The following is a 20648-nucleotide window of genomic DNA, read 5'->3' as shown; positions in this document are numbered from 1 at the left end:
GCACCGTGGGGTTCAGGCGGAGGTGCCGCGCGGCATGTACGGTGCCGAGCCGGTGTCGTGGTCGGTGGCGTCGCGCACCGCGGTCACGCCGGGCACCCGCGCGATCAGGGTCTTCTCGATGCCCTGCTTGAGGGTGACATCGGCCATGCCGCAGCCGTGGCAACCGCCGCCGAAGCGCAGGATCACCACGCCGTCGGCCGAAACCTCCTGCACCGTGGCGCGGCCGCCGTGGGAGGCAAGCTGCGGATTGACCTCGTTCTCCATGACCCAGCGCACGCGCTCGACCAGCGACGCGGCCGCCCCGGGCGCCTCGCCCTTGATCTTCGGCGCGCGGATGGTCAGCTGCGCGCCGGCACCCTGCTGCACGTAGTCGATCTCGGCCCCGTCCAGCCATTGCACGCTGTCGGCGGCGACGTACAAGGTGAAACCTTCACAGTCCACCGCCCACTCGTCACCGGATAATTCGGCTGGCTCGGCAAACTCGAGCCGCGCATCGGCGCGCGAGGTCCCGGGGTCGGCCGCGCTCAGGCGCACGCCCAGGCCGGGAATCGCCTCGCGTTCGATCAGCTTGCGGAAATGGGCCTGCGCGGTGTCGGAAATGTTGATCATGCGGGTATTCTAGCCCTGACCCGGCAACGGTCCGCTGCCTTGGCGCAACAGTCCGTCCGCCTGTTCAGCCAGGCTCCTGGAGGCACACCATGTCCGACCTGATCCCATTGGCACAGGCCCACTGCACGCCCCGGCAAGGCCACGGGCACCGCCTCGGCCAGGCCCGCACCGCCGAGTTGCTGCCGCAGGTGCCCGGCTGGGAGCTGGCCGAGGACGGCCGTGCACTGGTGCGCACGTTCCGTTTCAAGGACTACCACCGCACCATCGCCTTCGTGAATGCCCTGGCATGGGTCGCCCACCGCCAGGACCACCATCCCGACCTGGGCGTGCACTACGACCGCTGCGTGGTGCGTTACTCCACCCATGATGTCGGGGGGCTGAGCGAAAACGACTTTATCTGTGCGGCCAGGGCCGCGGCATTGCTCGAGGAATGAACCCGATGGCCGGACACCCCACCTTCGCGACGATTGCCGCACTGCTGTGCTGTGCGCTTGCCGCCGGCTGCAGCGGCGACACCGGCAATGCGCCGCCGGTTCCGCGTTCCACGCCCGTGGCCGCGGTGGAAACCTCGCCACCGGAGTACCCGCTGGCCCTGGCGTGTGCCGGCGTGGGCGGGCAAAGCGTGCTCCAGGTGACGGTGGGTGCGGAAGGCAGCCCCACCCGCATCGTGCTGACCCGCGGAAGTGGCAACGACGAGCTGGACCGGCTGGCACGCAAGGCCGTGCAGGGCTGGAAGTTCCGCGCCGCCACCCGCGCCGGCCAGGCCGTGCCGCAGGTGATCCAGGTGCCGGTGAACTTCACCGCGCCGGCGGTGCGGCCGGACGCCTGCTTCGCGCTGGATGCCGGCCGCGCGCCCTGACGGCACGCTTGCTCCGCCCGCATCCGTTCAAGGAAGACGCCTGATCCATGGTCGAAATTTCCACGCCCAATGTCCTGGCCGCGTTGGCGGTCACGCTGGCCACCGGCCTGGCCACCGGCCTGGGCAGCCTGCTGGTGATCTTCGCCCGCGGGCCCAATCCGCGGCTGCTGGCGTTCGGCCTGGCCTTCGCCGGTGGTGCGATGGTCTATGTGTCGCTGTCGGAGATCCTCAACAAGTCGATCGCATCGTTCACGCTGGCCTACGATGCGCGCACGGGATTTGCGCTGGCGACATTCGCGTTCCTGGCGGGGATGGTGCTGATCATGTTGATCGACCGGCTGGTGCCCAACCCGCACGACAGCCTGACCACCGACGATCCGGCGCTGCGCGAGCAGAACCGTGAGTATGTGCGCCGGGTGGGGTTGATGACGGCCGTGGCGATCACGGCGCACAATTTTCCGGAGGGTCTGGCCACGTTCTTCGCGACGCTGGAAAATCCGGCGGTGGGTCTGCCGCTGGCCTTCGCAATCGCCATCCACAATATTCCGGAGGGCATCGCCATCGCGGTGCCGGTGTACTACGCCACGGGCAGCAAGCGTTATGCGTTCGTGGCCAGTTTGCTGTCGGGCCTGGCCGAGCCGGTGGGTGCGGTGATCGGCTACGGTTTGTTGTCGAGCATGTTGTCCGAGGCGGTGTTCGGTGCGGTGTTCGGGGTGATCGCGGGGGTGATGGTGTTCCTGGCGATCGATGAGTTGCTGCCGGCGGCCAAGCGCTATGCGAAGGGCCACGAGACGGTCTATGGTCTGGTCAGCGGCATGGGTGTGCTGGCCCTGAGCCTGGTGCTGTTCAAGTGGTGACGAGCTGCGGCTGAGGGCTGCGGCTTCAACGGCGGCTTCAACGGCAACTGCAACTGCAACTGCAACTGCAACGGCAACGGCAGGATGCGTAGCTCCGGAGGGAGTCCGTCGTCCAGCGCGGATGGGGCGCACCCTTCGGGACGACATCCTGTCTTTACTCAGGGCCGTGGCACATCCATGTGCCACTTGCGCCCCACCCGCGCTGGACAACGGACGCGCGGGCGTCGCGGGATGTGCCTTCGGAACGACCTGACGGCAACAACATGGCGGCGCCCCCCTGATTGACTGGGACGGGACGCCTCCATGCGCCTCTTGCGCCCAATCCGCGCTGGACAACGGACGCGCGAGCGTCACGGGATGTGCCTTCGGAACGATCTGACGGCAACGGCATGTTGGCGGCGGCGACACCTGCGTTTACCGGGGCGCGGCTCATCCTATCCATGTGCACTTCGGTGACGAGCCAGGTCCACCTTTGTAGGAGCCGGTCTTGCCGGCGAACGCTGGCATGGTGCGGACGCCTGTGTTGCCTGTTGCGCGGGCGGTATCAGTCCAGGTGGTCGAGCACTTCGCGCAGTTCGGGGGCCAGCGGGGCGCTGATGGTGTACGGGGTGCGTCCGTCGTCCAGTGCGAACTCCAGCGAGGCGGCGTGCAGGAACAGCCGCCGCAGTCCGGCCTTGTCGCGCAAGCGGCGGTTGGCTTCGGGATCACCGTACTTGTCGTCGCCGGCCACGGGATGGCCGATGTGCTGCGCGTGCACGCGGATCTGGTGGGTGCGGCCGGTTTCGATCCGGACTTCGCAATAGGACTGGCCGCCGCGCCGTTCCAGCAGCTTGAAATGGCTCAGCGAAGGCTTGCCGTCCACGCCCTTGATCGAGGTCGCCACCTGCACGTGGCGCTCGCCGCCCTGGCGCAGGCCCACGTGCAGTGGGGCGTCCACGCTCATGGTGCCGTCGGGCATGCGCCCGGCCAGCAGCGCCAGGTAGCGCTTGCGAATGCCGCCGCCGCTTCCGCCATCGCGCATCAGGGCCTGCAATTCGGCCAGGGCCGAGCGCTTCTTGGCCATCACCAGCACCCCGGATGTGTCCCGGTCCAGGCGATGGGCCAGTTCCAGGGTCTGGCCTGGACGCAGCGCCCGCAGGGTCTCGATCGCGCCGAAGCTGATCCCGCTGCCGCCGTGGCTGGCCACGCCGGAGGGCTTGTCCAGCACCAGCAGGCGGGCATCCTCGAACACGATGGCGGCCTCGATCCGCTGCAGCAGGCCGGGGGCGGGGGTGCCGCGCTCGGCTTCGTCGCCCAGCCGCACCGGGGGGATCCGCACTTCGTCGCCGCCGGCCAGCTTGCGTTCGGCCTTGGCCCGGCCGCCGTTGACCCGCACCTGGCCGCTGCGCACCAGCTTGTACACCAGGCTGCGCGGGGCGCCCTTGAGCTGGCCCAGCAGGAAGTTGTCCAGGCGCTGGCCCTCGCGGTCTTCGGGCACCTTGACGGTGTGGGCGCGGGCGACGGACCGGGCTGGATCGGTATCGGTCATTGGCGGTTTATTTTCTGCTAGACTCGGCCGGCAATGTAAGGGTTTGATTCCGCTGGAAGAAGCTGTCAGGCCAGAAGCCCCGGCTTCCCGCGATCCCGGCATAGTGCGCGGCCACCGCCCTCGGGGCGGCCATGTTAGCGGCTTGCAGGCAAATCCGGCCATGGCCCGGTGGGTCAGAGCACCGGTAGCTGAACACGTCCCGTGCGGCGCCCGCGCCGCCGGCCTGCTGTACTCAAAAACAATGGAAAAAGCGCTCCCGCGGCCCGCCGTGGTGTTGCAGCGCTGGAAACAACGATCCTTCCGGACGCGCCTGCGCGACGGACGGCAAGACCCGCGCTTCCCGGCCACACATGCCAGGGAATGGGCGGGATTCCAGGACGCGAGCACCCGGCGTTCCGCGCGTAGAGCGCGAGGAACGCACCATGAAGCGAATGCTGATCAACGCCACGCAGGCCGAAGAGCTGCGCGTGGCCATCGTCGATGGCCAGACCCTGTACGACATCGACATCGAACAGCCGTCCAAGGAACAGAAGAAGTCCAATATCTACAAGGGCCGCATCACCCGGCTCGAGCCCTCGCTGGAAGCGGCCTTCGTCGAATACGGCGCCGAGCGCCACGGCTTCCTGCCGCTGAAGGAAATCTCCCGCGACTACTTCCAGGCCGGTGTCGACCCGAACAAGGCCGGCATCCGCGAGCTGCTGCGCGAGGGCCAGGAAGTGGTGGTCCAGGTCGACAAGGACGAGCGCGGCAACAAGGGCGCGGCGCTGACCACGTTCATCTCCCTGGCCGGCCGCTACATGGTGCTGATGCCGAACTCGCCGTCCGCCGGCGGCGTCTCGCGGCGGATCGAGGGCGAGGACCGCGCTGAACTCAAGCGCGCCATGGATGCGCTGCAGATCCCCGACGACATGGGCGTGATCATCCGCACCGCCGGCGTGGGCCGCGACGCCGAAGAACTGCAGTGGGACCTGGACTACCTGCTGGCGGCCTGGCGCGCGATCGCCGAGGCGGCGCTGAGCAAGCCGGCCCCGTTCCTGATCTACCAGGAAAGCCGGCTGATCATCCGCGCCCTGCGCGACTACCTGCGCGCCGACATCGGCGAGATCCTGGTCGACACCGACGAGATGTACCAGGACGCACGCCAGTTCATGGAACAGGTGATGCCGCAGTCGCTGCGCAAGCTCAAGCCCTACACCGACGACATCCCGCTGTTCAACCGGTTCCAGATCGAGTCGCAGATCGAGAACGCCTACGAGCGCACCATCCGCCTGCCCTCCGGCGGCGCGCTGGTGATCGACCAGACCGAAGCCCTGACCGCGATCGACGTCAACTCCGCGCGCGCCACCAAGGGCGGCGACATCGAGGAAACCGCGTTCCACACCAACCTGGAAGCGGCCGAGGAAGTGGCCCGGCAGTTGCGCCTGCGCGACCTGGGCGGCCTGGTGGTGATCGATTTCATCGACATGTCCTCGTCCAAGCACCAGCGCGCGGTCGAAGACCGGCTGCAGGGTTCGCTCAAGTACGACCGCGCCCGGGTCCAGCTCGGCCGGATCAGCCGCTTCGGCCTGTTGGAGATGAGCCGCCAGCGCCTGCGCGCCAGCCTGGGTGAATCCAGCCAGATCGTGTGCCCGCGCTGCGAAGGCCATGGCCGCATGCGCAGCGTTGAGTCGCTGTCGCTGTCGATCATCCGCGTGGCCGAAGAGCACGCGATGAAGGAGAGCACCGGGCAGGTGCTGGTGCAGGCGCCGGTGGAGATCGCCAACTTCCTGCTCAACGAGAAGCGCGGCGCCTTGCGCGAGATCGAGGCCCGCCACAGCGCGCCGATCATCATCGTTGCCGACGAGCAGTTGCAGACCCCGCATTACGAGGTCACCCGCCTGCGCGAGAACGAACTGGGCGAGGACAGCGGCCGGCCCAGTTACCAGCGCGGCACTCCGCGCAAGCTGCCGGTGCATGCACTGACCAAGTCCCAGCTCAACATCCCGCCGCCGGCGGTGACCCGCGTGGCCCCGCCGCGCCCGGCACCGGTCCGTGACGAGCGCGAGGAAGCGCCGGCCGCAGCGCCAGTGGCCGCGCACGTCCCGGCGGCGCCGGAAGCGGCGGCCGGTGGCGTGATCGGGTTCTTCAAGCGCCTGTTCGGCGCGGCCGAGGCCGCCCCGGCCGCCCCGCCCGAGCGTCCGAGCCGGGAAGGCCGCGGCAACCGCAGCGATCGCCCGCGCCGCGATGCACGCAGCGACGGCGGCAGCCAGCAGGGCCAGGGCAACCGTGGCCAGAAGCAGCGCAAGGGCGGCAATGGCGAGCAGGCGCAGAAGGCACAGAAGCAGGAGCGCCAGTCGCAGCCGCGCGCGCAGCAGGCCAAGGGTGGCGGCGCGGCGAATGCGCAGCCCTCCACGCAGAAGCAGGGCCGCGCACCCAAGCCGGCCGTGGCCGCAGCGGCCGATGTCGCCGCCACTGCGCCTGCCGCAAGGCCGGTGCAGGCGCAGCCTTCGCCGCGCTCGCGCGACGAGGAGCCAGCAACGAGCGTGATCCAGGGCGCAGCGGATGACACCGCCACCCTGAGCACCGCCGCAGCCATCCCCGCCGCCGCAGGACTTCCGGCAGCGACCGCCGCGACCAGCAGCACCGGGCAGACCGCGCAGGACGAGCGCGACGACCAGGACGATGGTGCCGAAGGCGCCACGGCCGACGGCAGCAGCCGCCGTCGTCGCGGTCGTCGTGGCGGCCGTCGCCGTCGTCGCGGTGGCGAGTCCGCAGCGGCGCTGGCCGACAACGGCCAGGAGACCGGAGGCACGCAGGCCGAACACGACGGTAGCGATGCGGGATCGGGTGCCGACGAGGCGCCCACCCAGGCAGCGACCATCGCCGGCCAGCCGGAGTTCGACTTCGACGACATCGTGCCCGCCGCGCCGGCAGCGCCCGCGCCGACGCCGGTCGCGGCCACCAAGGCCGAAGCAGCCCCGGCACAGCCTGCGCGCGCCGCGGTGAGCGCCGGGCAGGCCGACGTCGAGGCCGCACCCGCAACTGCGGCGGCCGACACCGGCCATGCACACTCCGGAACCGGCCACGCTCCGGCAGGCAATGCGGCCGATGCGCCGGCGTCCGCACCGGTCGCATCCTCACCGGTCATGACTGCAGTCGCCCAGCCCGCGCCGCCGGCAACGGCACCCTCGCCGCAGCAAACCGATGCCGCACCATCCACCCAGGCCCCGCGCCAGGTCGCGGATGCCGGCCCGGTGCCGTCTGTCGATCCGGTTGCAGAAGCGCCGGCATCCACCGCCGCCGCGACCCCCGGTTCCGCCCAGCCGGTTCCGGCTGGAAACGCGGCCGACCCTGTGCCCGAAGCCAGCCTCGCGCCGGCCGATGCCGCCGCCATTGCCGTCAGTGATGCCGGCATCGCGCCGCCGGTCGCAGCCGCAAGCGTCGAGGCATCGGCTCCCGCCACGGACAGCAACAGCGTGGCCCAGGCACCCGCCGAGCCGGCACCTGCAGCACCCCGGTTCGCCACCGCCAGCCTGTTCGAGCAGATGCCGGCCCAGGATCCGCCTGCCGCCACGGCGACCGCCGACACCGACCTCGACCTCGACCTCGACGACAGCGATGCCGACGATGCCGACGATGCCGGGGACGATGCAACGCAGCCGCATGCGCATGCGGTGCAGGCGGCCAACGCCGCCGCCAACGAAGGCAAGCCGCACCAGGACGCCTGACCGGCAACTGCCGGCCGGATTGCGCACCCGCGAAGGTGCGCCCGGCCGGCACACGTCCCGTTCTCACGGGCCGTTTGACCGGCAACGCTACAGCGAGCTGCCCGGATCCATCAGCCCGTAGCGGGTGGCCAGGCGTGCCAGGGCGATGGTGTCCTGCACGCCAAGCTTCTCGAACAGCCGCGACTTGTGCGTGTTGATGGTCTTGGCACTGAGGCTCAGGCGCCGGGCGATGGTGTCCTGGCGCAGGCCCTGCACCAGCAGCATCGCCACTTCCAGTTCGCGCGTGGAAAGCTGGTCGAACGGCGAACCTTCACCATCGACGCTGGCAAGTGCGATGTTCTCGGCAATGCTCCTGCCCAGGCAACGCCGGCCGCGGGCCACGTCACGCACCGCGCGCAGCAGTTCGCGTGCATCACCGCCCTTGCCCACGTAGCCGTGGGCGCCCACGTCGAGCAGGCGCTTGGGCAATGGCCCGTCCTCCAGCACCGATACGACCAGCACCCGCGCCTGCAGCCCGCTGCGCACGATGCGCTCGGTCACCTCCAGCCCGCTGATGCCGGGCAGGTGCAGGTCGCACAACACCACGTCGGGCTCCAGCTTGCGCACCAGCGGCAGTGCCTCCTCGCCGCTTTCGGCCTCGCCGACCACCTCGATGTCGGTCTCGGCCGACAGGATCATGCGCAGGCCCGTCCTGACCAGCGCATGGTCATCCACCAGAAAAACACGAATGGTCATGCCGCTCCCTCGGTATGTCCCAGGCCAGACTAGTCCCGGCCACGGCTCCAGGGCAAGCAGCCAGGGTGCATACTTCGGCCGTCTCCCGAGGAAGCCCCGCATGAATCCGACCGTACCGTTGCGCAACGCGCGCATCCGCACCCTGCTCGGCCTGTTGCTGGCAACCGCCGCGCTGGCTCCGCTTTCGGCCACCGCCGATGCGCCGCGCAGCGATACCGGCCACGCGTGGCAGGCGCAAGTGGTGCGGATCAGCGACGGTGCCGACGCACGCGCACGCGCGGCGGCAATCACCGACCGCCTGGACGCGCTGGGGATTGCCTGGCAGGTGCACGAATTCGAATCGGACGGAAAGCGCGGACGCAACCTGGTGGCCACGCTGGGCGGCGACGCCGCCGCGCCGTTGCTGCTGATCGGCGCCCACTACGACCGCGTCGACGTCGGCCACGGTGCCACCGACAACGCATCGGGCGTGGCCGCCGTGCTGCAACTGGCGCAGGCGCTGCAGGCCGCCCCGCTGGCCGCGCATCGGGTAAAGCTGGCGTTCTGGGACCTGGAGGAGCACGGCCTGCTCGGCTCGCGCGCGTGGGTGGCCGCAGCCGGCCAGGAACAGCCGGCGCTGTACGTGAACTTCGACGTGTTCGGCTGGGGCAACACCCTGTGGATGATGACGCCCGATGCCGCCCACCCGCTGGTGGACGCGCTGCGCCGCGCCAGCACCGCCGAAGGCATCGGCCTGCAGGCGGGCCAGGAATATCCGCCCACCGATCACCGCGCCTTCCTCCAGGCCGGCTGGCCGGCGGTATCGTTCTCGCTGGTGGGGGGCGACGAGATCGCCGGGATCCTGGACGTGTTCGCCGGGCGCCCGCCGTTGCAGGCGCCCAAGGTGATGCAGGTGATCCACAGCCCGCTGGACGACGCCACCCACTTGGATGCCCAGCACGTGCCGGCGGCACTGCGCGCACTGGAAAGCGCACTGCGTACCTGGGACGGCACGGCCCCGGCGCCACGCTGACCTCCGCTGCCCGATGACAACGCCCCCACCCTCCGCCTGACCTGGACAGCGCCATGTGGAAACCCGTCCTGGCCATCGCCGTCGGCTCGACCATCGGCGGGCTGCTGCGCTGGATGCTGAGCACGCAGTTCAATGCGCTGCTGCCCAACGTGCCGCTGGGCACGCTCGCGTCGAACCTGGTGGCCGGCTACGTGGTCGGCCTGGCGATCGCCTGGTTCGCCATGGCTCCAGGCATTTCCCCGGAATGGCGGCTGCTGGTGATCACCGGCTTCTGCGGCGGGCTGTCCACCTTCTCCACCTTCTCGATGGAAGTGGTGGCACTGCTCCAGCGCGGCGCGCTGGGCTGGGCCGCCGGGCTGATCGGCATCCACGTATGCGGATCTGTGCTCATGACCGTGGCCGGCATCGCCACCTGCCAGTGGCTGCGGCCGCTGTCGTAGGAGGGGGATTGGGTGGCGGAGAAAATGTCCGCCTAGAGGTGAGTCTACCGGACTCTCGCGTCATCTAGCGTGACCCGAGCTCATCTATGGGCGCAACGCTACGGCCAGCAAGATGAAGAAGCGCACGCGACCAATCGCCGCGGACGCTGACCGAATCGGGGTGTCCCGGCGGTGACGTGTCGCGCCCGCCTCGTGCCGCCGGGGCACCCTGACCAACCAGCGCCCCCCGGCGCGGACGGGAATGACGCCGTAGGCGACCGCGCCGGGGGAAGCTGCCTCACGACAGGCGACCGCTACGCGGGAAACGATGGCCCGGCTATGGGCTGATCCCGAACACCGCGCGCGCATATCCGCGCAGATGAAGGCCCGATGGGCGGACCCGGGCTACCGGGAGCGCGCCCGGGGCTTCCACCGCGACGAACGCACCTATCGCTGGCAGCACGTCTCGTCCGGGCGGATTGTCACCCGGACCAAGCTCGAAATGCGCGAGGAGTACGGCCTTCGGCCTCCATCGCTGGACGGCCTCGTGGCCGGACGTATCCAGACCTCCGGGGGCTGGCGCCTCGCGCCGCGATCCCCGCTGGGCGAAGCGCCGAGGTGGAGATTTCCTTGAACACCTAGCCGTCATAGTCTCGTCAACAAATGAGACGGCGCAGCTCTACTCACTAAACACTCTGCTCATTAGCTGGCTTAAGCCAAAGATTCGGCTCTTTTTGCTAGTCGGTCTAGCGTATCTCAGCGCGTGAGACAAAGTTATTCACAGGAAATCCACTATATGTAGTGGTTGACGATTGAGCCCGACCCCAATAAGGCAGGGATTTGGCTACACAATCCCTACTCAACAACTCGCTCATCTTTTCGCTTGCACTGCCCTCGATCATCGGTTACTGTGACCGTGCGCAAAGAGAAACGGCCCTGCGCTAACAGGGCCGTTTCAGGGATCGGGTTTTGCATTAAGGCCCTTCGGCGGGCCACCCACGTGAAGCAACCGGGCAGGTCAACTTCGATGAAAAGTGTCGATGAAGTAAGGCAATTCTGTCAAGAGCAGGCTGACTTCCACGAGAAGCAGTCCACCCGCTCGAACCTCAAGCCGGAGAGGCAGAACAAGCACGTCCGCTTGGCCAACAAGTTCAAGGACGCCGTCACCGCTCTGAGCGGTTCCCAGCAGCCCGAGCACTCCCCTGCCCAAGGCGATCTGTTCCGGATCGACCCCTACGACGTAAGCGATCTGCCGGAAGAACTCGTCAATGAACTGACGATTCCGAAGTCCGACAACGATGAAGTGCGCATGGTGCACCTGTTGCGCCTCGCCGGACGCCCCTTGTCGATCAACGAGATCATGGTGGGGCTGTTCCGCAAGTTCGGGGACGTGAGCAAGCGAACCACCGTCAATTCCCGCCTCTACAGGATGGCGAATAAGGGCGACCTCGTGAGTATGGAAAAGGGCGTCTATGCCCTTGCCGATCACCTCAACGGCGGCAAGCCGGAGCATGGTGGGGAGGGCGCGTCATGACATTAGGTCGCGGCCACCCTCTGACTACCGCCGCGGGTGGCCCAGACAAAGCAACGCCCCAACCCAAGTTCCCCATTGCGACACGGGCTTGAGTTGAGGCGCTAGGTAGGCAAACGCTGGTGCGGTGCGGTTCGGCGTCAGGTTCACCTCTGCAAAGGTGGGCTCAACGGTGGTCCGGATCGCCCGCACCGGCATCACGGCATGGCAGTGAGCGGGAGCCCTCTGCCGGTAGTCCGAGGCCCGGTACAGCAGCGGGAGTATAACCCCGTCCCGGCCCCGGAATGTGATATCGCCCTCACAACCCGTCTTGTGGAGGCCTTATGGCCGGGAAGAAGACGGTGCATGTCTGCGCATACACTCGGGTCCGGAAGGGCCGTCTGGAGTACGTTTGCCAGCATTGGCGCAGCCCTCCGGGCTAAGCGCAGCACCCGGGAGCGCCCTTCGGGGCGCCTCCCGTCATTCCGGACATTGGGCCTCCCGGGAATTGGAGGAAACATGGCTTCTTCGACTGACGAGGAGAAGACCGTAGCCCAGTGGATGCTCGACCAGTACCGGCGGAACAACCGCCTGGTGCAGTCTTCCGCTGCGCGCGGTATCCGTATGACCTTCGGCGAGAATCACGTCTACAAGAACCGCCAGCGAAACTGGGGAATCAACAAGGGCATCCTTGAAGCATTCCGCGAGCTGACGCCTGACGACGTGGTGTGGAGTCGGAGTTCGCAGACGTGGCGGCAGCGCCGCGAGTCTGATCCGCCTGACAAGCGGATGGTCCGGTAACAAAAGGCCGCCCTTCGGGGCGGCCTTCTATTTCACCTCCCCGGAACGGGTACTCTTACCTCGCCGCTGGCCGCGGCCAGTGCAATTACCAGCCTCCCGCGTAAGGGGGGATTAAAGGCGGGTTAAAACCAAATACCCTCGAAATGCCCCATTATTTATGGGTCAATTGGCGGAGAGAGTGGGATTCGAACCCACGGTAGTGTCGCCACTACGCCGGTTTTCAAGACCGGTGCCTTAAACCGCTCGGCCATCTCTCCGTTGTACTTCATGCCGATGCTACGCATCGGACGCCGGTTTTGCGCCGGCTCCGCCGACGCGCCCTCCGGCCTGCGGCCTGCGGGTCAAGACCGGTGCCTTAAACCGCTCGGCCATCTCTCCGTTGTACTTCATGCCGATGCTACGCATCGGACGCCGGTTTTGCGCCGGCTCCGCCGACGCGCCCTCCGGCCTGCGGCCTGCGGGTCAAGACCGGTGCCTTGAACCGCTCGGCCATCTCTCCGTTGTACTTCATGCCGATGCTACGCATCGGACGCCGGTTTTGCGCCGGCTCCGCCGACGCGCCCTCCGGCCTGCGGGTCAAGACCGGTGCCTTGAACCGCTCGGCCATCTCTCCGTTGTACTTCATGCCGATGCTAAGCATCGGCGCCGGTTTTGCACTCGACGCGGGCGCGATTGTCGCATGCGCGGGTTCTGCGATCAGCTGCCGGTGGCGGTGGCCGGCACGGCCGCGTCGGTGTGCCCGCAGCTGCCGCAATCCAGCCGCGACGCTTCGATCTGGCGCGGCAGGTGTTCGGCCAGGAAGTCGATGAACACCCGCACCGCCGGCAGCAGGCCGCGGCGCGAGGCGAACACCACGTGGCAGATGCCCTGCGACAACGACCACTCCGGCAGCACCACTTCCAGCTCGCCGCGGCGCACGGCCTCGGCGCACACCGTCTCCGGCAGCATGGTGATGCCGAAACCGTCCTTGACCATGGATTGCAGCAGCGGGAAGTCGAAACCGGACACGCGCGGCTGCAGGTCCACGCGCCGCACTTCGCCACCGGGGCCATGCAGCTCCCAGCGCTGGTGGGCTTCGTCCTCGTGGATGCTCAGGGTCAGGTGCGAGGGCAGTTCGGACGGATCCTTGGGGCGGCCGGCGCGGTCCAGGTACTTGGGGCTGGCCACCAGCAGCTCCTGAATGTGGCCGAAGCTGCGCATCACCAGGCTGCCGTCATCGTCCAGCTTTGCGCGCACCCGCAAGGCCAAGTCGAAGCCCTCGTTGATCAGGTCCACCCGGCGATTGCCGATGTGCAGTTGCAGGCGCACCTGTGGGTACTGGTCGAGGAACTTGGGCAGCAGCTTGGGCAACTGCTGCTGGGCCAGCGCCACCGGCACGCTGACCCGGACCAGGCCACGTGGCTCGGCGCTGAGCCGGTCCACCACCTCGCGCGCGGCCTGCGCCTCGGCCAGCATGGTCTGCGCATGGCGATACACGCTCATGCCCACGTCGGTCACCGCGAAACGCCGCGTGGAGCGCTGCAGCAGCCGCACCCCAAGCTCGTTTTCCAGCTGGCTGATGCGTCGGCTCAGGCGCGACTTGGGGATGCCCAGTGCGCGCTCGGCCGCGGCGAAGCCGGAGTGCTCCACGACCATGGCGAAGTAGTAGAGGTCGTTCAGGTCCTGCATGGCTGTATTTCCATATTTGGAACAGACATGCACATTCAATCACCTTTATTCCACGCCCGCAACGCCAGATAGTGTTCCCCGACGCGGCACCGCCGCACCGCATCCGGAGCACACGCCATGAAACTGCTGCACATCGATTCCAGCGCCCTGGGCGCCGCATCCATCACCCGCGAACTGGGGGCGGCCGTCGTCGCCCGGTGGTCCGAGGCCGTGGACGGCCTGCAGGTGGAGTACCGCGACCTGGACCGTGATCCCCTGCCCCACCTGGATGGGGCCAGCCTGGCCAAGGCTGATCCGGCCCGCGCCGAGGAGGATGAACGGGTGCTGCAGCAGTTTCTCGACGCCGATGTCGTGGTGGTGGGCGCGCCGATGTACAACTTCGCCATTCCTTCGACGCTGAAAGCCTGGATCGACCGCATTGCGGTCGCGGGGCGCACCTTCCGCTACACCGCCGACGGCCCGCAGGGCCTGGCCGGCGGCAAGACCGTGATCGTGGCCAGCGGCCGCGGCGGCCTGCATGCCGGGGCGCCAACCGATTTCCAGGAACCCTACCTGCAGGCGGTGTTCGCCTTCCTCGGGATCAAGCAGGTGCAGTTCGTCCGCGCCGAGGGCGTGGCGCTGTCGCCACAACACCGCACCGAGGCGCTGGCCGCGGCGCACGCTTCGATCCCGGCGGTGGCACCGCGGCCGCAGGCACGGGTGGCCGAACCGTTGGCCGCATAGGCATGGGTGGGCGGCGCGCCGAGGGGCACGCCGCCGGCAGCGGACGCGCGCAAGCGGCACCCGCCTTCCGGCTCAGCCGAAGTCGAAGTTCATCGCGGCACCGACGGGTGCGACGAAATCGCCACACACGTACTCCACGCCGGCACTGAACAGCTGGCTCATCACCTGCGCGTCGTCCACGTCGCCGGCCAGGGTGATGATCTGTTCGCCCTGCGCGCGTCCGGTGATGTCGCGCACCTTGTCCAGGGCTTCGCCCGGCTTGCCCATCTCCTCGGTCAGGTCCGAGTCGATCTTGATGAAGGCCGGCTTGAAGTGCGCCAGCAACTGGAACGAGTCCAGGCCCGAGCCGAACTCCTCCAGGCCCACCCGGCAGCCCAGCGGGGATACCGCCGCCACGAACTCCTGGACGCTGCGCAGGTGGGTGAAGACCTTGGCCTCCGGTGCCTCCAGCCACAGACGCTCGCCGGGCACCCCGTGCGCGGCAAGCTCGGTGCGGATCAGCTCGATCATCGCCTCGCTGCCGAACGAGTCGGGCCCGATCCGCACCATCAGGCGGGTCAGCTTGCCGGCACGCTCGCGCTCGCCGAGTACGGCGATGGCCCGGCGCACCACCCACTTGTCGATCTCGCCAAGCAGCCCGTGTTCCTGGGCGATGTCCAGGAAGCCCGAGGGCGAGACCAGCTCGCCATTGGCATCCACCCGCAGGTGCGCCTCGTACAGCTCGCCCGGCTCGCCCTGCAGGCTCTGCACGGGGCGGTAGTGCAGGACGAAGCCCTCGCCCGACAGCGCCTGGCCGATGCGTTCCACCCAGCGCTGCACGCGCTCTTCCTCGGCGCGGTCGGCGGCGCCGGGATCGAACACCTGGATGGTGTTGCCGCCCAGCTCGATGGCCGCGTGCAGGCACTGGTTGGCCCGCGCCAGGACCTGGGCCACGCTGGCGATCTTCTCGCCCACCTGCACGCCACCGATGCTGGCGGTGACCGCCGCAGAGCGCGCACCCACGTTGAACAGGTGGGTGGCGAAGGCATCGCGCAATGCTTCGGCCACGGCCTTGGTGCGGTCATGGTTGCCTTCCAGCAGCAGGGCGAAGTTGTGCTCGCCGAACCGCGCGACCTTGACGTCGGCATCCACCGTTTCGCGCACGCGCTCGGCCAGTGCGGCCACCAGCGCATCCGCCGAATCCAGGCCGATGTCCGGCAGCAACCGCGCGTAGTGGTCCGGCTCGACCAGCAGGAAGCCGTACTGGCCGCCGTCGCGCCCGACCTGGGCCACCGCGCCTTCCAGCATGTGCATGAAGGTCGGCCGGTTGAGCAGGCCGGTGACCTGGTCGCGCTGGCGCAGTTCCTCGACCTCGCGCGCCAGTTCCGGGTCCACCTCCTCGCGGCGGCGGAACACCACCTGCACGCACGGCTCGCCTTCGTAGGTGGCGGTGACGAATTCCATCTTCGCCGGGAAGGTGCTGCCGTCCACGTGGCGCGCCTCCATCAGGTATTGCGGCGGCGGCGGCTCGCCCTTTGACAGCGACTTGAGCAGGGCCTTGAAATCCTCGATGTGCTGCGCGCCGACCAGGTCGAGCAGCGACATCCCCTCCACGTCCTCGAAGTCCTCGAACCCGAACATTTCCAGGTACGCCTCGTTGGCGCGGATGTGCATGCCCTCGTGGATGTAGGCGATCGGGTCGCGCGATGAGGCGATCAGCGCATCGCAGCGGCGCTCGGTCTCGCGCAGGTGCGCTTCCAGCCGGCGCAGGGCGCGGCGCGCATCGAGGTCGGCCCATTCGCGGCGCACGCTTTCCAGCACGTGCTCGGGGCGGTGCTTGAGCACCAGTGCCCGCACCCCGCCGCCCAGCGCACCGAGCACGGCGGCCTCGTCGATCACGTCCATCAGCGCCAGCAACGGCAGGTCCTTGCCGCTGGCCGTCACCCGCGCGATCACCTGGTCCAGCGGCATGGCCGACGAATCGGCCGCCAGCACCAGGTCCACCGGCTGGCTGGCCACCATCTGCGCCAGCTCGTCGGCATCCTGCGGCCGCAGCGGGCGGACCGCGATGCCACCGTTGCGCAGGGCGCTGACGATGGCCTCGGCATCCTCCACACGGTCATCGACGATGATCAGGCGGATCGCGGTGTCTTTCTGCATACGGCTGGCCGGAACAGTGAATGAAAGGGGAACAGGGTTAATACACCAAGGCCGCCGGAGCGTCCATGATCGGCCCGTTTTGCAGGCAGCGCTGGCGCCAGGGCATTCCGCTAGCATTGCCTGCCTGGACGGAGGGAGGCGGCAGGCGTGGGCATCGAGATCGAGCGCAAGTTCCTGGTCAGCGGCGAGGGCTGGCGGGCGGCCGCCGAACGGGTGCAAACCATGGCCCAGGGCTATCTCAACGATGCCGGCGCGATCGAGCGCGGCAGCCAGCGTGCCTCGGTACGGGTGCGCATCGAGGGCCCGGCCGCCTTCCTCAACATCAAGTCGGCCGAACCCGGGCGCAGCCGCCAGGAATTCGAGTACCCGGTCCCGGTGCAGGATGCGCAGCAGCTGCTGGCGCTGTGTGTCGGCGGCCGGATCCAGAAGCATCGCCACTACGTGCGCCACGCCGGCCACCTGTGGGAGGTGGATGAGTTCGGCGGCGACAACACCGGCCTGGTGGTGGCCGAGATCGAACTGGAATCGGTGGACGAGGCCTTTGCGCACCCGCCCTGGCTTGGCGCCGAGGTCACCGACCTGCCCCGCTACTACAACCTTGCGCTGGCCACCCGCCCCTATGCGCAATGGAGCCACGACGAGCGCGATCCTGCGGCACGCCGGTAGCAGCGCCGCTCGCGCGTGACCGGGCCTGCTGCCGGGCAGCCGCCCGCAGCCGCGGCCGCCCAGCACGCATCTGCGACAATGGCGCACGCGCGGTCCCGCGCAATGGCGGAGATGCAACGCATGCTCGTGATCGGCGTGGCCGGCACCGAACTGACCGCGCAGGAGCGCGACTGGCTGCAGCACGACGCGGTGGCCGGGGTGATCCTGTTCAAGCGCAACGTCGCCTCGCGCGACCAGGTTGCCGAGCTGGCCGCCGCGATCCGCGCCGCCGCCCCGCGCCCGCAGCTGGTCTGCGTGGACCAGGAGGGCGGACGGGTGCAACGCTTCCGCGACGGCTACAGCGCGCTGCCGCCGCTACGGCAGTTTGGCGAGCTGTACGCGCGCGACCGCCAGGCCGCGCTGGACCTGGCCGGGGAACACGCCTGGCTGATGGCCAGCGAGGTGCGCGCCAGCGGCGTGGACCTGAGCTTCGCACCGGTGGTGGACCTGGACCGCGGCAACCGCGCGATCGGCGACCGCGCCTTCAGCGACGACCCGCAGGTGGTCGCGGACTTCACCCGCGCCTATGTGCGCGGCATGCACGCCGTCGGCATGGCCGCCACCCTCAAGCACTTCCCCGGCCACGGCACCGTGCTGGAGGACACCCATGTGGACGCGGCCATCGATCCGCGCACGCTGGACGTGCTGCGTGGCACCGACCTTGTCCCGTTCGCCGCCGGCATCGACGCCGGGGCCGACGCGGTGATGATGGCGCACGTGGTCTACCCGCAGGTGGCGGCGGAGCCGGCCGGGCAGTCGCGGTTCTGGATCCAGACCGTGCTGCGCGAGCAGATGGGCTTCCGCGGCGTGGTGTTCTCCGACGACATCGGCATGGCCGCCGCGTCCTCGGCCGGCGGGGCCAGGGCACGGGTGGAAGCGCACCTGGACGCCGGTTGCGACGCGGTGCTGGTGTGCCACCCGGAGCTGGTCGAACAATCCCTGCGCGCAGTCGAAGGCCGCGCACTCAACACCGCTGCGCTGATCGGCCTGATCGGGCGTGGTGCGCTGGGCTGGGACGGGCTGCTGGCCGACGCCCGCCACGCTGCCGTGCAGTCGCGCATGCCCGGCCCCGCCGACTGCTGATCGCCCATTGGTTCCGGTAACCTTTGTCCCATGCCCAACCTTTCCATCTCCGAGATCCTCGAAGCGTCCGAGCTGCTGATCGACCGCCCGGTGCTGGATGCGGCCATCACCCGCATCGCCGACCAGATCGCACGCGACTACATCGGCGATGCGCCGGCCGGCCACCCGGGCGGCAGCGCCGTGCCGGTGTTCCTGACGGTCATGCACGGCGGCCTGCCGTTCGCCGGGCAACTGGCGCTGGAGCTGGGCACGCGCGGCCTGGACCTGCAGTTCGATTACCTGCATGCCACCCGCTACCGCGGCCAGAACCAGGGCGGCGAGCTGGTGTGGAAGCACCGCCCTGCCACCCCGCTGTACGGCCGCCGGGTGCTGCTGGCCGATGACATCCTCGACGAAGGCCACACCCTGGAGGAAGTGCGCCGCTGGTGCCTGGAACAGGGCGCCACCGACGTGCGCATCGCCACCCTGGCGGTGAAGGACCACGACCGCTGCGTGGAGGGCGTGCGCGCCGACTACGTGGGCGTGACGGTTCCCGACCGCTACGTGTTCGGCTTCGGCATGGACTACCACGAACAGGGCCGCAACCTGCCGGCCATCCACGCGCTCAAGGACTAGAGCCGGCGCATCGCCCGCCGTCCCCGCGCCCGCTTCCGGAGCCCCGCAGCATGAGTGCGATCGACCTGGCCGTCATTGGCGGCACCGGCATCTACCGCCTGGCCGAGCTCAACCAGGCCCAGGCCCGCCACATCGACACGCCCTGGGGCGCGCCCTCCGGCCCGCTGCGTGTCGGCCGCCTGGGCCAGGCGAGCGTGGCCTTCCTGGCCCGCCACGGCGAGGGCCATGCGCTGCCGCCGCACCGGGTCAACTACCGCGCCAACCTGCACGCGCTCAAGCAGGCCGGCGTGCGCCGGGTGCTGGCACTCAACACCGTGGGCGGCATCACGCAGGCCTACGGCCCGCGCGTGCTGGCCTGCCCGGACCAGTTGATCGACTACACCTGGGGCCGCGAATCCACCTTCTGGGATGGCGAGGGCGAGCCGCTGCACGTGGATTTCGGCCATCCCTACACGCCCGCGTTGCGCGACCGGGTGCTGGCTGCGGCGCGGGCCGCGCAGGTGCCGGTGGTCGATGGCGGCTGCTATGGCGCCACCCAGGGCCCGCGGCTGGAGACCAATGCCGAGATCGCGCGGATGCGCCGCGACGGCTGCGACCTGGTCGGCATGACCGGCATGCCCGAGGCCGGCCTTGCGCGCGAACTGGACCTGGAATACGCCTGCCTGGCGATCGTGGCCAACTGGGCGGCCGGCTGCACCGACGCCGGCGAGATCACCCTGGCGGAGGTGCTGGAAAACGTGGCCGCCGCCTCGTCCGGGCTTCCGGGCCTGATCGCCCACCTGGCCGCCGGCTGAGCCGGAGCGCGGCCGAGTTAGCGCTAACCTGGGGTGGCAATGACGCAGCACGGATTGTCAGCCGCCGCGCGGCTTTGCATACTCGCCACGCGGCCCGCCGCCGCACTTTCCGTCAAACGCAAGGATTACGCAGCATCATGGCCAACGGTACCGTCAAGTGGTTCAACGACGCCAAAGGATTCGGCTTCATCTCGCCGGAAGATGGCAGCGCGGACGTGTTCGCGCACTTTTCCGCGATCAATGCGAAGGGTTTTCGCTCGTTGAAGGAAGGCCAGCGTGTGAGCTATGAAGTGACCCAGGGTCCCAAGGGCGCACAGGCTTCCAACATCGTCCCGCTCGACTGATCCCGCCAGACAGTCGTATCAGGGGAACCCCGCCGCACGGCGGGGTTTTTTTTGGATCGCGGTCGAGGAGGGAGCCGTGGACGGCCGAGATCGGGGTGATGGTCGGCTTCGGAGGGAGCCGTGGACGTGCGGGTGTGGCGTGACCGCTCGGGCGCACATCCATGTGCGCACTCGCTACCGCGGCCATCCATGGCCGCTGCCACGACACACCCGCACGTCCACGTCTTCGGCGTGTCGATGTCCCCCCGTTGTAGGAGCCGGTCTTGCCGGCGACCGCGGCACGGTGCGGTGTGTCGCGATGCCGCAGCCTGCATCGCGGTCGCCGGCAAGACCGGCTCCTACACGGGTGCAGCACACGTCGGTGAAGGGATGCGCGGTTTGCGTGCGCCGCTGCCTTCACAAACGGAGCCGGGCCATCAATACACCGATGGACGTCGCCCGGCCGGGGGGATGGGGCAAGTGGCACAGGGATGTGCCACGGCCCCGAGTGCGCACATGGATGTGCGCCCGAGGGGTGCACCATCCCCCCGGTCGGACGGC

General features: G+C 68.9%; 20 protein-coding genes and 1 tRNA gene. 14 read left to right on the top strand and 7 right to left on the bottom strand.

The genetic code is table 11. From position 1 onward, the window contains the following. Positions 1–12 precede the first annotated feature (12 nt). Complete coding sequence (locus ACEJ41_RS05030) at positions 13–609, bottom strand: NfuA family Fe-S biogenesis protein (RefSeq protein ID WP_374013694.1); 597 nt, start codon at positions 607–609, stop codon at positions 13–15. 89 nt (positions 610–698) lie between these two features. Here ACEJ41_RS05030 and ACEJ41_RS05025 point away from each other — a divergent pair, with 89 nt between their 5' ends. The 3 genes from ACEJ41_RS05025 to zupT are packed head-to-tail and all read left to right on the top strand — an operon-like array spanning position 699 to position 2325. After that, complete coding sequence (locus ACEJ41_RS05025) at positions 699–1043, top strand: 4a-hydroxytetrahydrobiopterin dehydratase (RefSeq protein WP_374013693.1); 345 nt, start codon at positions 699–701, stop codon at positions 1041–1043. 5 nt (positions 1044–1048) lie between these two features. Further along, positions 1049–1468, top strand: coding sequence for an energy transducer TonB (locus ACEJ41_RS05020; protein ID WP_374013692.1), 420 nt, complete (start codon positions 1049–1051; stop codon positions 1466–1468). Positions 1469–1515: 47 nt separating this feature from the next. Next, the gene (gene zupT / locus ACEJ41_RS05015) at positions 1516–2325 is read left to right on the top strand and encodes a zinc transporter ZupT (RefSeq protein WP_374013691.1); all 810 of its coding nucleotides are present in this window, start codon (positions 1516–1518) and stop codon (positions 2323–2325) included. Between the two features lie 544 nt (positions 2326–2869). On the opposite strand, the gene ACEJ41_RS05010 is transcribed toward zupT, so the two are convergent. Then, positions 2870–3853, bottom strand: a complete 984-nt coding sequence (locus ACEJ41_RS05010; protein ID WP_374013690.1) for an RluA family pseudouridine synthase — start codon at positions 3851–3853, stop codon at positions 2870–2872. 431 nt (positions 3854–4284) lie between these two features. Between ACEJ41_RS05010 and ACEJ41_RS05005 the strand changes: the two genes are divergently transcribed. Beyond that, positions 4285–7560: a ribonuclease E/G gene (locus tag ACEJ41_RS05005; protein WP_374014072.1), complete on the top strand. Its 3276-nt coding sequence runs from the start codon at positions 4285–4287 to the stop codon at positions 7558–7560. 87 nt (positions 7561–7647) lie between these two features. Here ACEJ41_RS05005 and ACEJ41_RS05000 read toward each other — a convergent pair whose 3' ends face one another. Further along, positions 7648–8295 (bottom strand): response regulator, encoded by a 648-nt coding sequence (locus ACEJ41_RS05000; protein ID WP_374013689.1) that lies wholly within the window; start codon positions 8293–8295, stop codon positions 7648–7650. Between the two features lie 100 nt (positions 8296–8395). Between ACEJ41_RS05000 and ACEJ41_RS04995 the strand changes: the two genes are divergently transcribed. From ACEJ41_RS04995 to ACEJ41_RS04980, 4 genes are all read left to right on the top strand, one after another. Further along, positions 8396–9307 carry a M28 family peptidase gene (locus ACEJ41_RS04995; protein WP_374013688.1) on the top strand — a complete coding sequence of 304 codons (912 nt, stop codon included), beginning with the start codon at positions 8396–8398 and terminating at the stop codon, positions 9305–9307. A gap of 53 nt (positions 9308–9360) precedes the next feature. Then, entirely contained in the window at positions 9361–9747 is a 387-nt protein-coding gene (gene crcB, locus ACEJ41_RS04990) for a fluoride efflux transporter CrcB (protein ID WP_374013687.1), read from the top strand. A 1006-nt stretch (positions 9748–10753) separates the two neighbouring features. Beyond that, positions 10754–11260: a hypothetical protein gene (locus tag ACEJ41_RS04985; protein ID WP_374013686.1), complete on the top strand. Its 507-nt coding sequence runs from the start codon at positions 10754–10756 to the stop codon at positions 11258–11260. Between the two features lie 495 nt (positions 11261–11755). Continuing rightward, complete coding sequence (locus tag ACEJ41_RS04980; RefSeq protein WP_374013685.1) at positions 11756–12037, top strand: hypothetical protein; 282 nt, start codon at positions 11756–11758, stop codon at positions 12035–12037. A gap of 167 nt (positions 12038–12204) precedes the next feature. Here the strand turns inward: ACEJ41_RS04980 and ACEJ41_RS04975 are convergent. The 3 genes from ACEJ41_RS04975 to ACEJ41_RS04965 form a co-directional block, all read right to left on the bottom strand. Continuing rightward, positions 12205–12294 (bottom strand) — tRNA-Ser (locus tag ACEJ41_RS04975). A 140-nt stretch (positions 12295–12434) separates the two neighbouring features. Then, on the bottom strand, positions 12435–12662 hold the full coding sequence (locus ACEJ41_RS04970) for a hypothetical protein (RefSeq protein ID WP_374013684.1): 228 nt from the start codon (positions 12660–12662) through the stop codon (positions 12435–12437). Between the two features lie 71 nt (positions 12663–12733). Continuing rightward, the gene (locus ACEJ41_RS04965; protein ID WP_374013683.1) at positions 12734–13705 is read right to left on the bottom strand and encodes a LysR substrate-binding domain-containing protein; all 972 of its coding nucleotides are present in this window, start codon (positions 13703–13705) and stop codon (positions 12734–12736) included. 117 nt (positions 13706–13822) lie between these two features. On the opposite strand from ACEJ41_RS04965, the gene ACEJ41_RS04960 reads away from it, so the two are divergent. Beyond that, positions 13823–14428, top strand: coding sequence for an FMN-dependent NADH-azoreductase (locus tag ACEJ41_RS04960; protein ID WP_374013682.1), 606 nt, complete (start codon positions 13823–13825; stop codon positions 14426–14428). Positions 14429–14500: 72 nt separating this feature from the next. Here ACEJ41_RS04960 and ACEJ41_RS04955 read toward each other — a convergent pair whose 3' ends face one another. Continuing rightward, positions 14501–16567 (bottom strand): EAL domain-containing protein, encoded by a 2067-nt coding sequence (locus ACEJ41_RS04955; protein ID WP_374013681.1) that lies wholly within the window; start codon positions 16565–16567, stop codon positions 14501–14503. A 147-nt stretch (positions 16568–16714) separates the two neighbouring features. Between ACEJ41_RS04955 and ACEJ41_RS04950 the strand changes: the two genes are divergently transcribed. The 5 genes from ACEJ41_RS04950 (at position 16715) to ACEJ41_RS04930 (ending at position 20108) form a co-directional block, all read left to right on the top strand. Beyond that, positions 16715–17233 carry a CYTH domain-containing protein gene (locus tag ACEJ41_RS04950; RefSeq protein WP_374013680.1) on the top strand — a complete coding sequence of 173 codons (519 nt, stop codon included), beginning with the start codon at positions 16715–16717 and terminating at the stop codon, positions 17231–17233. A 120-nt stretch (positions 17234–17353) separates the two neighbouring features. After that, complete coding sequence (gene nagZ, locus ACEJ41_RS04945; protein ID WP_374014071.1) at positions 17354–18355, top strand: beta-N-acetylhexosaminidase; 1002 nt, start codon at positions 17354–17356, stop codon at positions 18353–18355. Between the two features lie 30 nt (positions 18356–18385). Beyond that, a complete protein-coding gene (locus ACEJ41_RS04940; protein WP_374013679.1) occupies positions 18386–18970 on the top strand; it encodes a hypoxanthine-guanine phosphoribosyltransferase in 585 nt (194 codons plus the stop codon). A gap of 50 nt (positions 18971–19020) precedes the next feature. Beyond that, positions 19021–19764 (top strand): S-methyl-5'-thioinosine phosphorylase, encoded by a 744-nt coding sequence (locus ACEJ41_RS04935; protein ID WP_374013678.1) that lies wholly within the window; start codon positions 19021–19023, stop codon positions 19762–19764. A gap of 137 nt (positions 19765–19901) precedes the next feature. Further along, the gene (locus ACEJ41_RS04930; protein ID WP_374013677.1) at positions 19902–20108 is read left to right on the top strand and encodes a cold-shock protein; all 207 of its coding nucleotides are present in this window, start codon (positions 19902–19904) and stop codon (positions 20106–20108) included. The last annotated feature ends 540 nt before the right edge of the window (positions 20109–20648 follow it).

The sequence above is a fragment of the Pseudoxanthomonas koreensis genome (assembly GCF_041890415.1).
In the GTDB taxonomy this organism is placed as follows: domain Bacteria; phylum Pseudomonadota; class Gammaproteobacteria; order Xanthomonadales; family Xanthomonadaceae; genus Pseudoxanthomonas; species Pseudoxanthomonas koreensis_A.
This window is presented reverse-complemented; position numbering and strand designations above follow the sequence as displayed.